The organism is Streptomyces sp. NPDC016851 (assembly GCF_055562795.1).
The window spans coordinates 84553-105334 of record NZ_JBVHEP010000024.1 but is presented as its reverse complement, the minus strand read 5'-3'; the positions used below and the strand labels follow the sequence as shown (position 1 = coordinate 105334).

19 protein-coding genes are annotated in these 20782 nt (G+C 71.6%); 12 read left to right on the top strand and 7 right to left on the bottom strand.

What is annotated here, in order from left to right; all coding sequences use genetic code 11:
- Positions 1 to 136: 136 nt before the first annotated feature.
- From ACZ3I3_RS31910 to ACZ3I3_RS31890, 5 genes are all read left to right on the top strand, one after another.
- On the top strand, positions 137 to 1777 hold the full coding sequence (locus ACZ3I3_RS31910; RefSeq protein WP_467370722.1) for a sensor histidine kinase: 1641 nt from the start codon (positions 137 to 139) through the stop codon (positions 1775 to 1777).
- Complete coding sequence (locus ACZ3I3_RS31905; protein ID WP_031141974.1) at positions 1774 to 2181, top strand: roadblock/LC7 domain-containing protein; 408 nt, start codon at positions 1774 to 1776, stop codon at positions 2179 to 2181. Before ACZ3I3_RS31910 ends, ACZ3I3_RS31905 begins: the two co-directional genes overlap by 4 nt.
- Positions 2178 to 2576: a DUF742 domain-containing protein gene (locus ACZ3I3_RS31900; protein WP_356925556.1), complete on the top strand. Its 399-nt coding sequence runs from the start codon at positions 2178 to 2180 to the stop codon at positions 2574 to 2576. The genes ACZ3I3_RS31905 and ACZ3I3_RS31900 overlap by 4 nt, the downstream gene beginning before the upstream one ends.
- Positions 2557 to 3177 (top strand): GTP-binding protein, encoded by a 621-nt coding sequence (locus ACZ3I3_RS31895; protein WP_467370721.1) that lies wholly within the window; start codon positions 2557 to 2559, stop codon positions 3175 to 3177. Before ACZ3I3_RS31900 ends, ACZ3I3_RS31895 begins: the two co-directional genes overlap by 20 nt.
- 61 nt (positions 3178 to 3238) lie before the next feature.
- Entirely contained in the window at positions 3239 to 4768 is a 1530-nt protein-coding gene (locus ACZ3I3_RS31890; RefSeq protein WP_467370719.1) for a cytochrome P450, read from the top strand.
- On the opposite strand, the gene ACZ3I3_RS31885 is transcribed toward ACZ3I3_RS31890, so the two are convergent.
- A complete protein-coding gene (locus ACZ3I3_RS31885; protein ID WP_467370718.1) occupies positions 4762 to 5748 on the bottom strand; it encodes an RluA family pseudouridine synthase in 987 nt (328 codons plus the stop codon). The two genes, ACZ3I3_RS31890 and ACZ3I3_RS31885, sit on opposite strands and share 7 nt — an antisense overlap.
- Positions 5749 to 5827: 79 nt before the next feature.
- Here ACZ3I3_RS31885 and ACZ3I3_RS31880 point away from each other — a divergent pair, with 79 nt between their 5' ends.
- Positions 5828 to 6409, top strand: a complete 582-nt coding sequence (locus tag ACZ3I3_RS31880) for a GNAT family N-acetyltransferase (protein ID WP_467370716.1) — start codon at positions 5828 to 5830, stop codon at positions 6407 to 6409.
- Positions 6410 to 6454: 45 nt separating this feature from the next.
- Here the strand turns inward: ACZ3I3_RS31880 and ACZ3I3_RS31875 are convergent, their stop codons facing one another.
- Together ACZ3I3_RS31875 and ACZ3I3_RS31870 are read right to left on the bottom strand one after the other, a co-directional pair.
- On the bottom strand, positions 6455 to 7297 hold the full coding sequence (locus tag ACZ3I3_RS31875; protein WP_467370715.1) for a siderophore-interacting protein: 843 nt from the start codon (positions 7295 to 7297) through the stop codon (positions 6455 to 6457).
- A gap of 125 nt (positions 7298 to 7422) precedes the next feature.
- Complete coding sequence (locus ACZ3I3_RS31870) at positions 7423 to 8379, bottom strand: 5'-3' exonuclease (protein ID WP_467370713.1); 957 nt, start codon at positions 8377 to 8379, stop codon at positions 7423 to 7425.
- Between the two features lie 142 nt (positions 8380 to 8521).
- Here ACZ3I3_RS31870 and ACZ3I3_RS31865 point away from each other — a divergent pair, with 142 nt between their 5' ends.
- The 4 genes from ACZ3I3_RS31865 (at position 8522) to ACZ3I3_RS31850 (ending at position 13880) form a co-directional block, all read left to right on the top strand.
- Positions 8522 to 9613: a quaternary amine ABC transporter ATP-binding protein gene (locus tag ACZ3I3_RS31865; protein ID WP_467370712.1), complete on the top strand. Its 1092-nt coding sequence runs from the start codon at positions 8522 to 8524 to the stop codon at positions 9611 to 9613.
- Entirely contained in the window at positions 9606 to 12224 is a 2619-nt protein-coding gene (locus ACZ3I3_RS31860; RefSeq protein WP_467370711.1) for an ABC transporter permease/substrate binding protein, read from the top strand. Before ACZ3I3_RS31865 ends, ACZ3I3_RS31860 begins: the two co-directional genes overlap by 8 nt.
- Before the next feature lie 370 nt (positions 12225 to 12594).
- Complete coding sequence (locus ACZ3I3_RS31855) at positions 12595 to 13164, top strand: helix-turn-helix domain-containing protein (protein WP_399412249.1); 570 nt, start codon at positions 12595 to 12597, stop codon at positions 13162 to 13164.
- Positions 13161 to 13880, top strand: coding sequence for a helical backbone metal receptor (locus tag ACZ3I3_RS31850; RefSeq protein ID WP_467370709.1), 720 nt, complete (start codon positions 13161 to 13163; stop codon positions 13878 to 13880). The genes ACZ3I3_RS31855 and ACZ3I3_RS31850 overlap by 4 nt, the downstream gene beginning before the upstream one ends.
- Here ACZ3I3_RS31850 and ACZ3I3_RS31845 read toward each other — a convergent pair.
- Positions 13792 to 14952 carry a TDT family transporter gene (locus ACZ3I3_RS31845; RefSeq protein WP_467370707.1) on the bottom strand — a complete coding sequence of 387 codons (1161 nt, stop codon included), beginning with the start codon at positions 14950 to 14952 and terminating at the stop codon, positions 13792 to 13794. The two genes, ACZ3I3_RS31850 and ACZ3I3_RS31845, sit on opposite strands and share 89 nt — an antisense overlap.
- A 71-nt stretch (positions 14953 to 15023) precedes the next feature.
- Here ACZ3I3_RS31845 and ACZ3I3_RS31840 point away from each other — a divergent pair, with 71 nt between their 5' ends.
- Positions 15024 to 15953 (top strand): LysR family transcriptional regulator, encoded by a 930-nt coding sequence (locus tag ACZ3I3_RS31840; RefSeq protein ID WP_467370705.1) that lies wholly within the window; start codon positions 15024 to 15026, stop codon positions 15951 to 15953.
- 337 nt (positions 15954 to 16290) lie between these two features.
- On the opposite strand, the gene ACZ3I3_RS31835 is transcribed toward ACZ3I3_RS31840, so the two are convergent.
- The 3 genes from ACZ3I3_RS31835 to ACZ3I3_RS31825 form a co-directional block, all read right to left on the bottom strand.
- Positions 16291 to 16983: a gamma-glutamyl-gamma-aminobutyrate hydrolase family protein gene (locus tag ACZ3I3_RS31835; RefSeq protein ID WP_467370703.1), complete on the bottom strand. Its 693-nt coding sequence runs from the start codon at positions 16981 to 16983 to the stop codon at positions 16291 to 16293.
- A gap of 22 nt (positions 16984 to 17005) precedes the next feature.
- Positions 17006 to 18451: an ethanolamine permease gene (gene eat, locus ACZ3I3_RS31830; RefSeq protein ID WP_467370702.1), complete on the bottom strand. Its 1446-nt coding sequence runs from the start codon at positions 18449 to 18451 to the stop codon at positions 17006 to 17008.
- A gap of 147 nt (positions 18452 to 18598) precedes the next feature.
- The gene (locus tag ACZ3I3_RS31825) at positions 18599 to 19333 is read right to left on the bottom strand and encodes a FadR/GntR family transcriptional regulator (protein WP_467370701.1); all 735 of its coding nucleotides are present in this window, start codon (positions 19331 to 19333) and stop codon (positions 18599 to 18601) included.
- 82 nt (positions 19334 to 19415) lie between these two features.
- On the opposite strand from ACZ3I3_RS31825, the gene ACZ3I3_RS31820 reads away from it, so the two are divergent.
- Positions 19416 to 20780, top strand: coding sequence for a glutamine synthetase family protein (locus tag ACZ3I3_RS31820; RefSeq protein ID WP_467370699.1), 1365 nt, complete (start codon positions 19416 to 19418; stop codon positions 20778 to 20780).
- The last annotated feature ends 2 nt before the right edge of the window (positions 20781 to 20782 follow it).

Genomic DNA, 20782 nt, shown 5'->3' with positions numbered 1-20782 from the left:
AAGCTCGCCCGCAGCGCACCGGCTTGAGCTGAATTCGTGCGCTTGTTCCCCAATGTGCGGAAGAGTCCTACAGCTTCATGACATACCCCCCTGCAAGTCCTCCCGAACCCCAGCCGACTCCTTTCAGAAGGCCCACATGGTGAGTGTTCAATCCCCTCCCGGTCGCGGTGAACTTCCCTACGCGCGCGTGCTGCTGCTGCCGGCCATAGCGATGGCCGCGGCGACCGGAGCCGCTGTCGCCCTGGTGACGGCGCCGGCCCGGCTCGCCGTCGGCTGGTGCGGTGGTATCGCCACCGTGCTGGTGATCGCGACGGCGGCCGAGGCGGTGCGCCGCGGCCGTGCCCTGCGCAAGCAGCGGGGCGAGCACGCCCGTCACACCGCGCATCTGGAACAGCGGATCGCGGCCCACGAGAACGAGTTGGTCCGCTTCTCGCGGCAGATCATCCCCGCGGCGCTCCGGCTGCTGAGCACCGGAGAATCCCCCAGGGAGGTGATTCGCAAGCTCGGCCTCGCCAACCCCGAGTACCGCGACCTGCCCGCGCCGCAGGCCGAGACGCTGCTGACGGTGCTGAAGATCGTCGACCGCGAAGTGACCATGCGCGACGCCGCCGCGCGCTCGTTCGTCAGTGTCGCCCGCCGCGTCCAGGCGATCATCCACCAGCAGGCCGAGGAACTCCGGGAGATGGAGGAGGACCACGGCCGCAACCCCGAGGTCTTCGACGACCTGCTGCGCATCGACCACGGCAACGCCCTGATCGGCCGCCTCGCCGACTCCGTCTCCGTGCTCGGCGGCGGCCGCCCCGGACGGCAGTGGCCCGAGCCGGTGTCCCTCTACAGCACACTGCGCGGCGCCATGTCCCGCATCCTGGAGTACCGGCGCATCCAGCTGTCCTCCATCGCCAAGGTCAGCGTCAAGGGCATCTACGTCGAGCCGGTCATCCACGCCGCCGCCGAACTCCTCGACAACGCCACGCGCTACTCGCCGCCGCAGACCAAGGTGCACGTCACCGCCACCGAGGTGCAGACCGGCGTCTGCATCGAGATCGAGGACGGCGGCGTCAATCTCAACGAGGAGGCACGCGCCCGGATCGAGGGCATGCTGGAGGCCGCCAAGGCGGGCGTCGACCTCCAGGACATCGGCGAGCACCCGCGCCTCGGCCTCGCCGTCGTCGGGCGTCTCTGCTCGGCGTACAACATGCAGGTCTCGCTGCGCGCCTCCGCGTACGGCGGTGTCCGCGCCATCCTCATCGTTCCGAGCGAGATGATCACCCACGAGCCCGGCGTCGGACTCGCCCACGGCATCGGCGCCACCGGCATCCCCATGCCGGTCGGCATCCCCGAGGGCCCGAAGCGCACGCCCAAGAAGCGCCGCCCCACCAACCCGCGCATCCCCGAGACGGTCTCCCTGGAGGACGACGACGTCCCCGTGGTCACCGAGTGGACGCCCAACGGCCTGCCGCAGCGCCGCAGCCGGGTGAAGACGTCCCTCACCGAGCGGATCGCCCAGCAGGCCGCCTACGACCGGGAAGACCGGGAGGCCGAGGCACGGGGCGAGGCGAACCCCTGGGCGACGCCCGAGCCCGAGCCCAAGCCCCTGCGCGACATGAACGCCCCCGACGCCCCCGGCAAGGGCCTCGAGGCCTTCTGGGAGGGGCTCAAGCAGGGCATCGAGCCCGGCACCCACCCCACCGACTTCATCCGGAATCCGACCAAGTACCTGCACCTGCTCAACGACCCGGCCCCCACCGAGGCCGATGACGAGGGGGACCTCAAGTGATCCAGCAGCGAGGCAACTTCGACTGGATGCTCAAGCAACTCGCCGACGGCGTGCCGGGCATCGAGATGATCGTGGTGCTGTCGGCCGACGGTCTGCGCATCGCCCGCTACGGCGGCGAGCCCGACGCGGCCGACCGGGTCGCCGCGGCCTGCGCCGGCCTGCAGTCCCTCGCGGGCAGCGTCTGCCAGGAACTCACCGTCGGCGACGGCGAGATGAAGCTCGTCATGATCGAGATCGACCGCGGCTACTTCTACCTGATGAGCGCCGGAGCCAACGCCTTCCTCGCGGTGCTCTCCGACGTGCGGTGCGAACCCGGCCGGATGAGCGCGATGATGCGCGACCTCGTCGTCCGCATCGGAGGCCATCTGACCAGTCCGCCCCGGCGGAACGGGCAGATCGTATGACGCCTCCCCAACGCCAGAGGCGCGAGCCCGCCGCGGAACCGCCCAAGCCCGAGGAGGGCGAGGGCAAGGTCCGCAACCCGGAGCGCATGTACGTGGTGGCCGGCCCGGACGGTGAACGGGCCGAGCTCGACCTGGTGACGTTAATCGTGGCGCGGGCCACGGACCCGCCGCCCTCCGCCTCGCCCGAGCAGGCGGCGTTGCTCCGGCTCTGCGCCGCACCCCTTTCCGTGGCCGAGCTGTCGGCCTATCTCAGCCTGCCGTTCAGCGCCATGGGCGTGCTGCTCACCGAGCTGCTGACGGCGGATCTGGTGACGGCGCGCTCCCCGATCGTCCGCCAGGCGCTCCCCGACCGTTCCCTCCTCGAAGCGGTGATGAATGGACTTCAAAGGCTCTGACACCATCCCGGGCCCCCGGGCCGAGGACCAGTTGCCCCACACGGCACAGGCCGCGGCCAAGATCGTGATCGTGGGGGGCTTCGGTGTCGGAAAGACGACCATGGTCGGCTCGGTCAGCGAGATCAAACCGCTGACCACCGAGGAGACCATGACGCAGGCCGGCATCGGTGTCGACGACAACTTCGGTTCCGCGACCAAGACGGCCACCACCGTGGCGATGGACTTCGGCCGGATCAGCATCACCGACCAGCTCGTGCTGTACCTCTTCGGCACACCCGGCCAGCAGCGCTTCTGGTTCCTGTGGAACGGCCTGTTCGAGGGCGCGCTCGGCGCGGTGGTGCTGGTCGACACCCGCCGTCTGGAGGTCAGCTTCGACGTCATGGGGCGCCTGGAGGAGCGCGGTGTGCCGTTCGTGGTCGCCATCAACTCCTTCCCGGACGCGCCCCGTTACGCCATCGAGGAGCTGCGCACGGCGCTCGACCTCTCTCCGGACATCCCGATCATGGAGTGCGACGCGCGGCGGCGGGCCTCCAGCCGTGACGTCCTGATGACCCTCATGCGCTTCCTGCACTCGCTCGCCATGACGGGCTCGCTCACCTGATCCGGTTCCGTCCCACCCCATACCTCCCCCCAGACACCTGGAAAGTTTCGGAGCGACCACTGTGACGCCTGAATCCCACGCCTCGACGGGTACGGACACCCCTCTGCCCGGCCCGCCCCCCGGCTGCCCCGCGCACGGCCTCGGGCCGGGCGGGCTGCACCGGCTGCACGAGTCGGAGGACCTGGCAGGGCTGTACGAGCAGCTGCGGAAGGAGCACGGCCCCGTGGCGCCCGTGCTGCTCCACGACGACGTACCGATCTGGATCGTGCTCGGCCACGCCGAGAACCTGCACATGGTGCGCTCGCCCACGCAGTTCTGCCGGGACAGCCGTATCTGGACCCCGCTCAAGGACGGCCTGGTCAAGCCCGATCACCCGCTGATGCCGCACATCGCCTGGCAGCCCATCGCCTCGCACGCCGAGGGCGACGAGCACAAGCGGCTGCGCGGCGCGGTCCAGGGCGCGATCTCGACCATCGACTTCCGCAGCCTGCGCCGCTACATCAACCGCAGCACGCAGGCCATCGTCAACCGGTTCTGCGAGGAGGGCGAGGCGGACCTCGTCGGCCAGTTCGCCGAGCACCTGCCGATGGCGGTGATGTGCGAGATCCTCGGCATGCCCGACGAGTACAACGACCGGCTCGTCGAGGCCGCCCGCGACGCGCTCAAGGGCACCGAGACGGCGATCGCCAGCCACACCTACGTCATGGACGCCCTGAGCCGGCTCACCGCCCGGCGCCGCGCCCAGCCGGAGGAGGACCTGGCCAGTTACCTGATCACCCACCCGGCCCGGCTGACCGACGACGAGGTCAGGGAGCACCTGCGCCTGGTGCTCTTCGCCGCCTACGAGGCCACCACCAACCTGCTGTCCAACGTGCTGCTCACGGTGCTGATCGACCCGCGCTTCAGGGCCCAGCTCAACGGCGGACAGATGACGGTGCCGGAGGCGGTGGAGCAGTCGCTGTGGAACGAGCCGCCGTTCAGCACGGTCTTCGCCTACTTCGCCAAGCAGGAGACCGAACTGGGCGGGCAGCGCATCCGCCGGGGCGACGGGCTGCTCTTCGCCCCGCTGCCGGCGAACGTCGATCCGCGGGTGCGGCCGGACCTGAAGGCCAGCATGCAGGGCAACCGGTCGCACCTGGCGTTCGGCGGCGGGCCGCACGAGTGCCCCGGTCAGGACATCGGCCGTTCCATCGCGGACGTCGGTGTCGACGCGCTGCTGATGCGGCTGCCGGACGTCGAACTCGACTGCGACGAGGACGAGTTGCGCTGGACGGCGTCCATCGCCTCCCGGCACCTCGTGTCCCTGCCGGTGGCGTTCGCGTCCAAGCCGCCGCAGGACGTGTCGGAGACGCCGAACCACAACCACGTCCCCGCCCAGCGCTCCGACTGGCAGATCGGCATCACGCAGCCGCAGCCCCAGCCCGTGGCGGTCGCCGGCGCGCAGCCGCAGCCGGCTCCGGCGCAACCCCAGCCGGCTCCGGCGCAACCGCAGCCGGCCCCCGTACCGCCGCAGGCGCAGCAGGCCGCGGAGGAAACGGCCCGCCGCAAGGGTGTCTGGCAGCGCTTCCTGAGCTGGTGGCGCGGTTACTGACCGTCCGCCGGGCCGTCGGACGCCCCGGCGGCCCACCGGTCGTACGACGCCCAGGCCGTGAGCACCCGGCCGCTGCGGAACCGGTGCTCCTCGCCCGTGACCGGGTCGGTGAACTCCAGGGCCCGCGCCAGCAGCTGGAGCGGGCGCCGGAAGTCACCGGCCTGCACGGGAGCGGTGACCTCGGGGTAGAGCGGGTCGCCGAGGATCGGCACGCCCAGCGCGGTCATGTGCACGCGCAGCTGGTGGGTCTGCCCGGTGCCCGGCACGAGCCGGTACCGGGCGAGTCCGCCGGCCCCGTGCGGGCGGTGTGCGACGAGTTCGACGCGGCTGACGGCGTTGGGCTCGCCCACCAGCTCGCGGGCGGTGAGCTCGCCGCGTTCCTTCACGATCCGGCTGCGCACGGTCCGGGGGAGCGCGAGTCCGGGATCGTACGGGGCGACGGCCTCGTACTCCTTGTGCACCAGCCGGTCGCGGAAGAGCGTCTGGTACGCGCCGCGCTCCTCCGGGCGCACGGTGAACAGCACGAGTCCGGCGGTGAGCCGGTCCAGACGGTGCGCGGCGGCGAGTGTGGGGATGTCCAGCTCGCGGCGCAGCCGGGCCAGCGCGGTCTCGGCGACGTGGCTGCCGCGCGGGGTGGTGGCGAGGAAGTGCGGCTTGTCGGCGACGACGATGTGCTCGTCCCGGTACACGACCTCCAGCGGGAACGGCACCGGCACCTCGTCGGGCAGTTCCCGGTGGAACCACACGAACATCCCGGGCACGTACGGCGCGTCCGCCGGCACGGCCCGGCCGTCCGCCCCGACGACGAGTCCCGCGTCGAACATGCCGTCGACGACACCGTCACCGGCTCCCGAGAGCCGCTCCACCAGATGCTCACGCACCGTGGCCCACGCCCCCGCGGCGGGCAGCCGTACCCGCACCGGGTCCACGCCGTGGCGCTGCGGCAGGGGAGGGGGCGGGATGCGCGTCTTCCGTCTCATCGCGGCCCAGCGTACGAGGCGGCCGGACAGCGGCGGAAAACCACTGGGGCCGTCCACCGCCCCTTGCCAGGATGTGGCCATGCCCTTCCTCATCAGCCCGGTCCTGACCGCCGAGGCCCTCCCCGCCCGGCACCAGCCCACCCTCGCCACCGGCGACGGACTCCTCCTGCGTCCCTGGCGGGCCGGGGACGCGCCCGCGGTGTACGAGGTCTTCCAGGACCCCGTGATGCACCAGTGGCACGCCCGGACCGCCGGCTCCGAGGAGGAGGTCGCCGGCTGGATCCGCGACTGGCGGCAGGCGTGGGAGGAGGGGCGTCAGGCGCAGTGGGCCGTCGTCGGCGCGGACTCCGACCGGCTGCTGGGGCGGGTGGCGCTGCGCGAGATACGGCTCGACGACGGCACGGCGGAGGTGGCGTACTGGACCGTCCCGGCGGCACGCGGCCGGCGTGTCGCCGCCCGGGCCACGACCGCACTGGCCCACTGGGCGCTCGACGAGATCGGTTTCCACCGACTCGAACTGCTGCACGCCGTGCGCAACGAGGCCTCCTGCCGGGTCGCCTCACGCACCGGATTCACCCTCGAAGGTACGAAGCGCAGCGCCATCCTGCACCCGGACGGCTGGCACGACATGCATCTGCACGCGCGCGTGCGGGGTGACTGACTGCGGCACGCCAGAGGCCGGGGCGGCGTGATGTGCTCGCGTTGCTCAGGCGGCCGGAGTGCTCTCCTGTTCCGCCTCGATGCGGGCGTTCCACTCGCGCTTCGAGGCCTGCCAGCCGTCCTCGTTGTGGCCGCGGCGCCAGTAGCCGGAGATCGACAGGTCCTCGCGTGCGATGCCGCGCTCGACGCGGAGCAGCCGGCGCAGTTCCTTCACGAAGTGCGCCTCGCCGTGAACGAAGGCGTGCACGCGGCCCTCGGGGAACGCGAGGTTCCGCACGGCCTCGACGAGCGCCTCGCCGTGCGGCCGGTCGCCGCGGTGCAGCCAGACGACGTCCACGTCCGAGTCGATCTTCTGCTCCTCCTCGGGGCCGGAGACCTCGATGAAGGCATGGGCCCTGGCCCCGCGTGGCAGCGATTCGAGGGAGCGGGCGATCGCGGGCAGCGCGCTCTCGTCGCCGACGAGCAGGTGCCAGTCGGCGTCCGGGTCGGGCGCGTACGCCCCGCCGGGACCCATGAACCACACGATCTCGCCCGGCTGGACGCGGGTCGCCCACGGGCCGGCCAGGCCCTCGTCGCCGTGGATGACGAAGTCCAGCGTCAGCTCGCGGTGTTCGGCGTCCCACTGGCGCACCGTGTACGTCCGGGTCACCGGCCACTGTTCGCGCGGCAGCTCGTCGCGAACGCGCTGCAGGTCGAAGGGTTCCGGATAGGTCACGCCCTCGGGCGGGAACAGCAGCTTCACGTAGTGGTCGGTGCAGGCGCCCGCCTCGAAGTCGGCGAGGCCCTCGCCGCCGAGCACCACACGCTGCATGTGGGGGGTCAGCCGCTCGGTGCGGACGACCTGAGCGGAATGCGGCTTGCGCGGCTGGCGTCCCGGTCGCTCTGCCATGAGGGCCTCCCTGATTCGTGTAGTTAGGCTTACCTAAGTTAGCACCTCGCCCCCACTTAACACCTCCCGCATGAGAACGTGATGAGGGCCACCGGCCTCAGGAAGGCCACCGACCCCCGCGTCCGTCACGCCGCGAGCGTCGTCAGCAGGCGCTCCAGTGACCCGCCCAGTCCCCAGCGCGCCGCCAGTGCCTCCAGCTCCGCAGGGTCACGCGGAATCCGTGGCACCGCCGTCGTGACGTCCGGCAGCGGTACGTCGTGCGCGACCCGGACCACCTTCGGCGCGACCGCCAGATACGGGCGCGCCTCGTCCAGCCGCCTGCGCTGCGTCGGTGTCAGCTTCGACCCCCGGTCCTCCACCGCCGCCAGGATCCCGGCCAGGTCCCCGAACTCGGCCAGCAGCTTGGCGGCCGTCTTCTCACCGATGCCCGGCACGCCCGGCAAGCCGTCGCTGGGGTCGCCGCGCAGCAGGGCCAGATCCGCGTACCCGCTGCCGTCGACCCCATACTTCCCACGGAGCCAGGCCTCATCGGTGAGCTGCAGCGTGCCCACGCCCTTCAGCGGGTACAGCACGCGCACCCCGCGCGCGTCGTCCACCAGCTGGTACAGGTCGCGGTCGCCCGTGACGATGTCGACCGGGCCCTTCGCTCGCGCCGTGAACGTGCCGATCACGTCGTCGGCCTCGTATCCCGCGACGCCCACGCGCGCGATGCCCACCGCGTCCAGCACCGCCTCGATGACCGGCACCTGCGGCGACAGGGTGTCGGGCACCTCCTCCTCGTCCGGGCCGGCCGCGTGCTCCTCGGCGACGCGGTGGGCCTTGTAGGAGGGGATCAGCTCCACTCGCCAGTGCGGCCGCCAGTCGGCGTCCATGCAGGCCACGAGTTGGTCCGGCCGGTGGTCCCGGACCAGCCGCTCGATGAAGTCGAGCAGCCCGCGCACGGCGTTCACCGGCGTGCCGTCCGGTGCCTTCACCGAGTCCGGGACGCCGAAGTAGGCGCGGAAGTACAGGGAGGCGGTGTCGAGGAGCATCAGTCGTCCGGTCACGTCACGCATCATGCCGTACGCCACCGACAGCGACATGCCTCATATGTGACACGCCCCACTTGTGCGTTTGGGATCCGCGATCGAGGGGAGGCGCCGCCCCGCAGCGAGGCTGGTTGCGTAATTCAACTTTTGCGCCCCGCCCTCGCTCTGTTCCATTGCCGTCCAGATCGAGGTGCACGTGTCAGCAAGGCTTCAGGCAGAGAGCCTGTACAAGGTGTTCGGCAGGAGACCTGACCGAGCGGTCGAGCGGCTCCGCGCCGGGGCCGACCGGGAGGAGCTGCGCGCCGAGGGCGCCACCGCCGCCGTGATCGACGCGTCCTTCACCGTCGAGCCCGGCCAGATCTTCGTCGTCATGGGCCTGTCCGGATCCGGCAAGTCCACCCTGCTGCGCATGCTGAACGGCCTGCTGGAGCCGACCGCCGGACACGTGCGCTTCGACGGGCAGGACCTGACCACACTCGGCGACCGTGAGCTGCGCGAGGTCCGCTCCAAGAAGATCAGCATGGTGTTCCAGCACTTCGCGCTCTTCCCGCACCGCAGCGTCCGCGAGAACGCCGCCTACGGCCTGGAAGTGCAGGGCGTGCCCCGCGCCGAGCGCGTACGCCGCGCCGACGAGGCGCTCGCCCTGTGCGGCCTGGCCGGCTGGGAGAAGTCCTGGCCCGACGAGCTGTCCGGCGGCATGCAGCAGCGCGTCGGTCTCGCCCGCGCGCTCGCCACCGACGCCGACCTGCTGCTGATGGACGAGTCCTTCAGCGCCCTCGACCCGCTGATCCGCCGCGACATGCAGGACCAGCTGCTGGAGCTCCAGCAGAAGCTGAAGAAGACGATCGTCTTCATCACCCACGACCTGAACGAGGCCATGCGCCTCGGCGACCGCATCGCCGTCATGCGCGACGGCGAGATCGTGCAGATCGGCACCGCGCAGGACATCCTGCTGCGGCCGGAGAACGACTACGTCGCCTCCTTCACCCAGGACGTCGACCGCTCCCGCGTGCTGACCACCGGCGAGCTCATGGACACCTCGGTCACCGGCGACGACCCCGGCTGTCACTGCGAGACCGCCACGGCCGAGACCCCGTTCACGGAACTGTGCGCGATCAGCGCCCGGCTCTCCCACCCCGTCTCGGTCGTGGACGAGGACAACAAGCTGATCGGCGTCGTCCCCCGGCAGCGCCTGGTCGGCTTCCTCGGCGACGAACGGGACACCACCCCGGAGCCCTGCGACTCCCCGCGGGACGCGGGCGGAGAGAAGGTGACCGCCCGTGCCTAGGATTCAGCTCGGCACCTGGGTCAACGACGCGGTCGACTGGCTCACCACCCACATGGGGTGGCTGTTCGACTTCTGCAAGACCGTCTTCCTCGGCCTCTACGACGGGATCAACGCCGTCCTCCAGGCCCCCCAACCGCTGCTCCTCGCGGGCATCTTCGCCGTGATCGCCTTCTGGCTGCGCGGCACCCTCGCCGGTGTCCTCACCTTCGCGGGCTTCGCGTTCATCGACTCCCTCGACCTGTGGGAGAACGCGATGATCACCCTGACGCTCGTCCTCGTGGCGACCGTCATCGCGCTGGTGATCTCCATACCCGTGGGCATCTGGGCGGCCCGCTCCGACCGCGTCAGCGGTCTGGTCCGGCCCGTCCTGGACTTCATGCAGACGCTGCCCGCGATGGTCTACCTCATCCCGGCGATCCTCTTCTTCGGCACCGGCGCCTCCGCGGGCATCGTCGCCACCCTGATCTTCGCGCTCGCCCCGGGCGTGCGCATGACCGAGCTCGGCATCCGCCAGGTCGACCGGGAACTGGTCGAGGCCGCCGACGCGTTCGGCACCACACCGCGCAACATCCTGCTGCGCGTCCAGCTGCCCCTCGCCCTGCCCACCGTCATGGCCGGCGTCAACCAGGTCATCATGCTCGGCCTGTCCATGGCCGCGATCGCCGGCATGGTCGGCACCGGCGGTCTCGGCGGCGACGTCAACCAGGCCATCGGCCAGCTCAACGTCGGTCTGGGCGCCGAGGCCGGCGTCGGCATCGTGATCCTCGCGATCTACCTCGACCGCATGACCAGCGCGCTGGGCACCCAGGTCTCCCCGCTCGGCCGTCGCGCCGCCGCCCGGCTGCGCGCCGCCCAAGGGCTGAAGATCTGGTCGTACCGGCCCCGCCCGGCCGTCGCCGTGATCGGCGTCGTCGTGCTCGCCCTCGTCTCCGGCGGCATGGGCGTCTTCGGCAGCGGAGGCACCGGCACCACCGCCGCGGCCGGCAGCAAGGACGTCGGCCAGGGCAAGAAGATCAGCATCGGCTACATCCCCTGGGACGAGGGCGTCGCCTCCACCTTCCTCTGGAAGGAGGTCCTGGAGCAGCGCGGCTACCAGGTCGAGGCCAAGCAGCTCGACGCCGGCCCGCTCTACACCTCCCTCGCCCAGGGCGACATCGACTTCCAGACGGACGCCTGGCTGCCCACCACCCACGCCCAGTACTGGAAGAAGTACGGCAAGCAGCTCGACGACCTCGGCGCCTGGTACGACAAGACGTCCCTGGAGCTCTCCGTGCCCTCCTACATGAAGGGCATCGACTCCCTGGAGGACCTCAAGGGCAAGGCCTCCGAGTTCGGCGGCAAGATCACCGGCATCGAGTCCAGCGCCGGCGAGATGGCCCTGCTCAAGAGCAAGGTCCTCAAGGAGTACGGCCTGGACAAGGAGTACAAGGTCGTCGACAGCTCCACGCCCGCCATGCTGGCCGAGCTGAAGCGCGCGTACGCCAAGAAGGAGCCGATCGTCGTCACGCTCTGGTCGCCGCACTGGGCGTACAACGACTACGAGCTGACGAAGCTCAAGGACCCCAAGGGCGCCTGGGGCGCGGGCGACGGCGTGCACACGCTGGCCCGCAAGGGCTTCGCGGGTGACGACCCGACGGTCGCCGGCTGGCTGAAGAAGTTCAAGATGAGCGAGAAGGAGCTCACCAGCCTCGAAGCCGAGATCAACAAGGCGGGCAAGGGCAACCAGCAGCAGGCCGTCCGAGCCTGGCTGAAGCAGCACCCCGGCTACGTCGACAAGCTCGCCCCCGTGAAGGGCGCCGGCGGCAGCACGCCCGCCGAGGCGAAGCGGCCGCTGAACGTGGCGTGGTTCCCCTGGGACGAGGACATCGCCGTCACGTACCTGTGGAAGAACGTCCTCGAACGCCGCGGCTACACGATGAACCTGAAGCAGATGGACGTCGGCCCCGTCTACACCGGTCTGGCCTCGGGCGATCTCGACCTCAACTTCGACGCCTGGCTGCCCTACGCCCAGAAGAACTACTGGGACGCGAACAAGGACCGGCTCAAGGACCTCGGCACCTGGTACGAACCGACCTCCCTGGAGATCGCCGTGCCGTCCTACGTCAAGGGCGTCGACTCCCTGGAGGACCTCAAGGGCAAGGCCGGCACCTTCGACGGGAAGATCATCGGCATCGAGCCCGGCACCGGCGAGATGGACCTGCTGAAGAACAAGGTCCTGCCCGGCTACGGCCTGGACAAGGAGTACGAGGCCGTCGACGGCTCCACCCCGGCCATGCTGGCCGAGCTGAAGCGCGCCTACGCCAAGAAGGAGCCGATCGCCGTCACCCTCTGGTCGCCGCACTGGGCGTACAGCGACTACAAGCTGACCAAGCTGAAGGACCCCAAGAAGGCCTTCGGCGAGGGCAACACGATCCGCACCATCTCCAACGAGAAGTTCCCCGAGGAGTACCCGCAGCTCACGAAGTGGATCAAGAACTTCAAGATGAGCGAGGACGAACTCGGCAGCCTGGAGAGCGAGATCAAGAACCGCGGCCAGGGCCATGAGGAAGAGGCCGTCGCCGCGTGGCTGAAGCAGCACCCCGACATGGTGGAGCGCATGACGCCGCAGTGAGGCCCGGTACGGGGCGGGACGCGACACACCGCGTCCCGCCCCGTACGCGTACCCTCACTCGTACCCGGACCCCGCTCGGGTCCGGACCCACAGCAGGATCCGGACAACCACAGAGCGCCATGCCATCCCCTGAACCCCTTCTCTCCTCCCTGTTCCTCCCGTAGGAGGAATCCGCGCGCCGCCCCGAGAGCGGGCGGATCCCCTGGCGCGAAGTGTGAGGTCGCACACCGGCCGGTACGACGCCGATGTGACAGGCGCATGCACCGGTTTGCCGAACATGCGTAGGGTGCAGACAACTCAACAGAAGCAGTGCGCCGGGTCACCGGCGCACCGGGACCGGTATCGACGGGCGAAGGAGGGAGCCGGAGCGATGGGCGACCACAAAGAACAGCCCCTTCGGGTGGGCGCGGCCGTGCGGCGGCGGCGCCGCGCGCTGGAGCTCACCCTCGCCGTCGTGGCCGAGCGCAGCGGCCTGTCGGTCCCGTTCCTCAGCCAGGTCGAGAACGACCGGGCGCGGCCCAGCACCAGTTCCCTGGAGAAGGTCGCCGACGCCCTGCGCACCACCGCGGTCGAGCTCCTCGCCGCGGCCGACCCGGCGTGCAGCGTGGACGTCGTGCGCGCCGACGACCCCGACCCGCTGCCCCGCCCCCGGACCCGGTCCCTGGTGCGCGGTCACCACCAGATGCACGCTTCCGAGTTCACCGGCGACCACGACGCCGGCCGTGAGTTCCAGTACCGCAACGACCAGTTGATGTACGTCGCCGACGGCGCGGTGGAGATCGAGGCGGAGGGCCGCGCCTACCGGCTCGGCCGCGGCGACACGCTGTATCTCACCGGCGGTGTGCGGCACCGCTGGCGGGCGGCGGAGTCCGACACCCGGGTGATCGTCGTCGCCGTGGCGGAGCACATCGAGGCGGTCCGGGACCGGCCGCGCCGGTGAGGGTCGTCTCGCTGGTCCCGTCGCTGACCGAGGCCGTGGCCCGGTCCGCGCCCGGCGCCCTGGCCGGAGCCACCGACTGGTGCACCCATCCGCCCGGACTCGACGTCGTGCGCGTCGGCGGCACGAAGAACCCCAAGACCGACCGGATCGTCTCCCTCGCTCCCGACCTGGTGATCGCCAACGAGGAGGAGAACCGCGAACCCGACCTCGCGGCCCTGCGCGCGGCGGGTGTCGAGGTCCTGGTCACGGAGGTCCGCGACGTGCCGCAGGCCTTCCGGGAACTGGCCCGGGTCCTGGACGCCTGCGGGGTGACGGCCCGCCCGCGCTGGCTGGACGAGGCGGAGGAGACCTGGTCGTCCCTGCCGCCGCCCCCGGCCCGTCTGAGCGCGGTCGTACCGATCTGGCGCCGCCCCTGGATGGTCCTGGGCCGCGACACCTTCGCGGGAGACGTCCTGGCCCGCCTCGGCATCGACCACGTGCACGCGACACACCCCGACCGCTATCCGCGCGTCCCGCTGGAGGAGCTGCGCGCCGCCGCGCCGGACGTGGTGGTCCTGCCCGACGAGCCCTACCGCTTCACCGCGGACGACGGCCCCGAGGCCTTCCCCGGCCTGCCCTGCGCGCTCGTCAGCGGACGGCACCTGACGTGGTACGGGCCGTCGCTGGCCGAGGCGCCACGGGTACTGGGCCGGGCCCTGCGAGCAGCTCGCCCCTGAGCAGCCCCCGTACGGTGCCCACGGCGGCGGTGCCCCACGCGGCGACCAGCACCGCGTACAGCACGAGAGCCGGCCCCGTGTAGGCCACGAGCCCGGTGTGCCGGCCGAGCGCCTCGGCGCCCGTGACACAGGTGCCGACCGGGAAGGTGAACGCCCACCAGGTCATCGAGAACCGCATCCCCTGCCGCCGGGCGCGCAGCACATGGGCGGTGGCGAGGCAGAACCACAGCAGCGCGAACCCCATCACGGGCACGCCGTACAGCACGGCGAGGACACCGAAGCCCTGGCCGTACGGCGCCGGTACGACCCCGGGGGCGGCGTCCGCGAACGCGCCGACGGCGGTCGTGGACTGCCCGAGCGGCCCGAGCACCAGGAACAGCGTCGGGGTGAGGGCGAGCGGCAGCGGCGCTCCGGTGATCAGCCGCCCGAAGACCAGCGGCAGCATGAGCAGGGTCGCGAGCAGGCTCAGCCCGAACAGCGCGACGCAGACGAGCAGCAGCGTCTCCCGGGCCTGACCGGGAGGCAGATGGTGCACCAGCGGCGGCCCCACGGCGCCGGACACCATGGGCGCGACCAGCGGCAGCAGCCACACGGGCGTGGCCTGTCCCGGCTCGACCCGGTGGCGTACGGCCATCAGATACGGCACGGCGACGGCGGCTGCCAGCCCGAGAGCCGTACCGGCGCTGAACAGCACGGCGTCCAGCGCCACGGCCGCCCGCACGCCGATCCAGTCCCGGCCGACGCCGAGGGCACCCCCGCCGACGGCCAGCAGGGCCATGGCGAGGCAGCCGTAGAACGGGGCCGTCGCCGGGTCGAGGAGATGGGCGCGGGCCTGGTCCCGGTGACGGGCCCAGTGCACGGCCCGGGCGCAGAGCAGGGTGACGAGCAGGGCCAGCGAGAGGGCCCAGACACCGGCCAGCGCGCCGCGCAGCCCGGGGACGTGCGGCGACAGGGCGGTCCCGGCGGTGGCGACGACGGCGGTGCCCATGACGGTGGCGTACCAGTTGGGTCCGAGGTGACGGACGGAGACTGCGCCCGGAAGGGGCCGGGCCGGCTGGGCTGGGGTGACCATGACTCCCACGGTCGGGCCGTGGGCACCCCGCCGCCAGGGAGCATGTCCCTATGGCGACATAAGCTGGGTTTATGAGCAGGAGCGAAGAGCAGGGTGAGGTCCCGGCCGGAGGGTCTCTCGCGCACCGGGTGCCGGATCTGGGCGGCCTGGAACTGCTGCTGGCGGTGGCGCGGCTCGGCAGTCTCGGCGGGGCGGCGCGGGAACTGGGCATCACCCAGCCCGCGGCCAGCAGCCGGATCCGGTCGATGGAGCGGCAGCTCGGCGTGGCGCTGGTCGACCGCTCACCGCGCGGGTCCCGGCTCACGGACGCCGGTGCGCTGGTGACGGACTGGGCGCGGCGGATCGTCGAGGCGGCGGAGGCGTTCGACGTGGGGGCGCAGGCGCTGCGCGACCGGCGCGACTCGCGGTTGCGGGTGGCGGCGAGCATGACGATCGCCGAGTATCTGCTGCCCGGCTGGCTGCTGGCGCTGCGCGCCCAGCGGCCCGACACGGCGGTGTCCCTGCACGCCGGGAACTCGACGGTGGTCGCGGAGCGGCTGCTGGCGGACGAGGCGGACCTCGGGTTCGTCGAGGGGCTGACGGTGCCGACGGGGCTGGACTCGGTGGTCATCGCCCATGACCGGCTGATAGTGGTCACGGCTCCTGCCCATCCGTGGGGCCGGCGGCGGCGTTCGCTGGCCGCGGAGGAACTGGCGTCGACGCCGCTGATCCTGCGGGAGAAGGGCTCCGGTACGCGGCAGGTCCTGGACGCGGCGCTGGGCGGGCTGGCGCGGCCGCTGATCGAGTTGTCGTCGACGACGGCGGTCAAGGCGGCGGCGGTGAGCGGGGCGGGGCCGGCGGTGCTGAGTGAGCTGGCGGTGGGGGAGGAGTTGGCGATGCGGCGGCTGGTGCGGGTGCCGGTGGAGGGGGTCGCCCTGGCGCGGGACCTGCGGGCGGTGTGGCCGACGGGGCATCGCCCTACCGGGCCGGCCCGGGATCTGCTGTCGCTGACGCGGGGGTAGTTTTCTCGCCCCCGCCGCCCCTACCCGTCCCATCCCCAGGGGCTCCGCCCCTTCGACCCCGCTGAGGGCTGTGCCCCCAGGCCCCCGCGGGGGCTTCGCCCCCTGCACCCCCACCGGGGCTGCCGCCCCGGACCCCGCTTCGGCCTGAACGGCCTCGTCCTCAAACGCCGGACGGGCTGGGGGGGACTCAGCCCGGCGTTTCTAGCCGGGCGTCTTGGCCGGCCGATTCGCCGGACGGGCTGGGGGCCCGGCCTCCTGGCCGACCGATTCGGGTGGTGGGTGGGCATAGGCCGGGGGTCCAGGGGGCGGAGCCCCCTGGGAGTGTGCGCGCACCGGGTCAGGCCGGATCCGCCGCCTCCACCAACGCCCGCATCACCCGCACGTCCTCGCCCATCTCCGGATGCCACTGCACTCCGAGCACCCACCCCTCCCCGGACGGCAGTTCCAGCGCCTCCACCGTGCCGTCGTCCGCGTAGGCCGACGGGACGAGCCCCTCGCCCAGGCGGTCAACGGCCTGGTGGTGGTACGACGGCACCGACGTCTCCTCCGGCACGACACCCGCGTACAGACTCCCCGGCACCGGCTTGACCGCATGGCTGCCGAAGACGCCCACGACCTCCGCATGACCGTCGAGGTGCTGCACCAGCGTCCCGCCCAGGGCGACGTTCAGCAGTTGCATACCCCGGCAGATGCCGAGCAGCGGAACCCGCGCCGTGAGCGCCGCGTCGATCAGGGCCAGCTCCCACGCGTCCCGCTCCCGCGCCGGCGGCCCCGTGCGGGGATGCGGCTCGGCGCCGTACCGTACGGGCTCCACATCCGGCCCGCCCGCGATGACCAGCCCGTCCAGCCGGGCGACGGCCTCGGCCGCGTGCGCGGGGTCGTCCGGCGGCAGCATCGCCGCCAGACCGCCCGCCCGCTGCACGAGCCGGGGATAGCCGACCGGCAGCAGCGCGGCCTCCAGTTCCCACACTCCCCAGCGCGCACCGGACTCCAGATAGGTGCTGACACCGATCAACGGCCTGGCCACCACAACTCCCTCGACAATCGACGCCTCAGTCCCGTGTCAACTCTGCCTCGGCCGCGGCCAGCGCCGCGAACTCCTCCTCCGGCGCCTTCGCCACCAGCCGCTTGCGGCTGTACAGACCGAAGTACGCGAGAGCCACGACGTACACCGCGAGGGCGATGAACGCCGCCGTCACGTCCACCAGGAACGTCGCCACCAGCGCCGCGCAGGCCAGCACCAGGGCGACGGAAGAGGTCAGCACCCCGCCCGGCGTGCGGTACGGCCGCGGCAGCTCCGGCTCCCGGCGGCGCAGCACGATGTGCGACAGCGACATCAGCGCGTAGGAGATGGTCGCGCCGAAGACCGCGATGTTCAGCATCCGGGCGCCGTTCCCGGACACCGCCGCCAGCAGGAAGCCGATCGTGCCGGGCACGAGCAGGCCCAGGTAGGGCGCCTTGCGGCGGCTGGTGAGGGACAGGAAGCGGGGCAGGTAGCCCGCGCGGGACAGGGCGAACAGCTGGCGCGAGCCCGCGTAGATCAGGGAGAAGAACGACGCCACGAGGCCGGCGAGGCCCGCGTAGTTCACGATCCGGCTCAGGGTCGTCGCCTCGCCGTCCGGCTGGAGGGCCTCGACGAGCGGGTTGCCCGCCTCCTGGATCGCCGCGGAGCCGCGTGCTCCCGCCGCCGCGACGAAGGTCACCACCGCCAGCACGACCAGGATGCCCATCGACCAGCGGATCGCCTTCGGCAGCGTGCGGGCCGGGTCCCTGGTCTCCTCGGCGGCCAGCGGTACGCCCTCGACGCCCAGGAAGAACCACATGCCGAACGGGAACGCCGCCCAGATGCCGAGCAGGCCGAACGGGAGCCAGGAGTTCGACCCCGCGGCGGAGGAGTCGACCGGGATGTCGTCCAGCGCGGCGACCGAGAAGTCGGGCAGGGCCGCCAGCGCGAACACGACCAGAGCGACCACCGCGATGCCCGTGACGACGAAGCTGAAGCGCAGCGCCTCGCCCACGCCCCAGAGATGGATGCCGAGGAAGATCGCGAAGCAGACCAGGTACACCGGCCAGCCGGACTCCAGGCCGAACAGGCCCAGCGACTCGACGTAGTCGCCGATGAAGATGACGATGGCGGCGGGCGCGAGGACGTACTCGATGAGGATCGCCGTACCGGTCAGGAAGCCGCCCCACGGGCCGAGCGCCCGCCGGGCGAAGCCGTAGCCGCCGCCGGCCGTCGGCAGGATCGAGGACAGCTCCGCGAGGGCGAAGACCATGCACGCGTACATGGCGCCCATGAGCACCATGGCGATCGCGAGGCCGCCGAAGCCGCCCTCGGCCAGGCCGAAGTTCCAGCCCGAGTAGTCACCGGAGACGACGTAGGCGACGCCGAGTCCGGTCAGCAGCACCCAGCCGGCGCTGCCGCGGCGCAACGCCCTGCGTTCCAGATAGTCGTCCGCCTGCGCGGCGGCGGGTGGGCTGGTGGATTCCTGGGACATGGGCAGACTCCCCACGGGAGGCGGACACGGGGTCGAGAGGGTTCGACTCAATGGAATGGATCCATACCTTTGCCGTGCCGTCGCGGGAAGGCAATACCCCTGCGTTAATCGCCAGTAAATCCTCGCAACGCCGGGACCCGTCCCGGCTCAGCCGAGGAAGCCGCGCAGCAGCGCCGCCGTCCCCGCGCAGTGCTCGCGCGTGATCTCCCGCGCCTGGTCGGCATCGCCCTCGATCACGGCCTCCACCAGGGCCGCGTGCTGCCGCTGCGAGTGTTCGAGGTTGCGCACGAGCAGCGGGATGCAGTCCAGCAGGTCGTTCACCGTGGCCCGCACCGCCGCGTACTGCGCGGTCAGCGTCGGCGAGCCGCACAGCTCGGCCAGCGTGAGGTGCAGCAGCGTGTCCAGGCGGCGGTAGTCGGCGAGCGGGGCGTCGTGCGTACGCGCCAGGGCCTCCCGCAGCCGCCGCGCCTGCGTGTCGTCCAGTCCGTGCACCGCGCACAGCCCGGCCGCGCCCACCTCCAGCACCTCCCGGAACCGCAGCACGTCCTCTATGTCGACCTCGGCGATGCGGCGCCGCAGCTCGTCCTCGCCGCCGGCGTCCGTGCGGGGCAGGACGAACGTGCCGCCGTACCGGCCCCGCCGCGACTCCACCAGCCCCTGGTCCTGGAGGACTTTCAGCACCTCGCGCAGCGTCACCCGGCTGATCCCCAGCCGCTCCGCCAGCTCCCGCTCGGCCGGCAGCCGCTCGCCCCCCGGCACCAGGCCCAGCCGTACGACCTGGAGGATCTGCTCCAGTGCCTCCTCGAAGCCGTTGCCCGCGCGCACCGGCCGCAGTACCGGCGTCAGCCCGTCCCGCGTCTCGCCGCCAGCTTCCTCCGGCATGTGGCCGTACCCCCTTCCCAAGCAATGGTTCTCAGGAATACCTTATGGCTTCCGGCGGAACCAGAGCCAAGGAGGCCCTCCCGTGGCAGACCGCACACCCCCGCTGAGCGTCGAGGAACTGCACGCCCTCGTCGCGGGCGGTGAGATCGACACTGTCGTCCTGGCCTTCCCCGACATGCAAGGGCGGCTCCAGGGCAAGCGGTTCGCCGCGCGCTTCTTCCTCGACGAGGTCCTCCAGCACGGCACGGAGGGCTGCAACTACCTGCTCGCCGTCGACACCGAGATGAACACCGTCGACGGCTACGCGATGTCCTCCTGGGACCGCGGCTACGGCGACTTCGCCATGCACCCGGACCTGAGCACCCTGCGCCGCGTCCCCTGGAACGAGGGCACGGCCATGCTCCACGCCGACCTCGCCTGGAACGACGGCTCGCCGGTGGTCGCCGCACCCCGCCAGATCCTGCGCCGCCAGCTGGAGCGCCTCGCCGAACTCGGCTACACCGCCCAGGTCGGCACCGAGCTGGAGTTCATCGTCTTCAAGGACACCTACGAACAGGCCTGGGACGCGGGCTACAGAGGCCTGACCCCGGCCAACCAGTACAACATCGACTACTCGGTCCTCGGCACCGGCCGCATCGAGCCCCTGCTGCGCCGCATCCGCAACGAGATGGCGGCCGCCGGCCTCACCGTCGAGTCCGCCAAGGGCGAGTGCAACCCCGGCCAGCACGAGATCGCCTTCCGCTACGACGAGGCCCTGGTCACCTGCGACCAGCACGCCGTCTACAAGACCGGCGCCAAGGAGATCGCCTCCCAGGAGGGCATGTCGATCACCTTCATGGCCAAGTACAACGAGCGCGAGGGCAACTCCTGCCACATCCACCTCTCGCTCGCCGACGCGGACGGCACCAACGCCATGGCAGGCGACGGCGAGGACGGCATGTCGGACGTCATGCGCCACTTCCTCGCCGGCCAGCTCGCCGCGCTGCGCGACTTCTCCCTCCTCTACGCCCCCAACATCAACTCCTACAAGCGGTTCCAGCCCGGCTCCTTCGCCCCGACCGCCGTCGCCTGGGGCCATGACAACCGCACCTGCGCGCTGCGGGTGGTCGGCCACGGCCGCTCGATGCGCTTCGAGAACCGGCTGCCCGGCGGCGACGTCAACCCCTACCTCGCCGTGGCCGGGCTGGTCGCGGCCGGACTGCACGGCGTCGAGCAGAAGCTGGAACTGCCGGAGCCCTGCCCCGGCAACGCGTACTCCGGCGACTTCGCCCACGTCCCCACGACTCTGCGCGAGGCCGCGGAGCTCTGGGAGAACAGCCCCATTGCCAAAGCGGCCTTCGGGGACGAGGTGGTCGCGCACTACCGCAACATGGCGCGCGTCGAACTGGACGCCTTCGACGCCGCGGTGACCGACTGGGAGCTGCGCCGCTCCTTCGAACGCATGTGAGG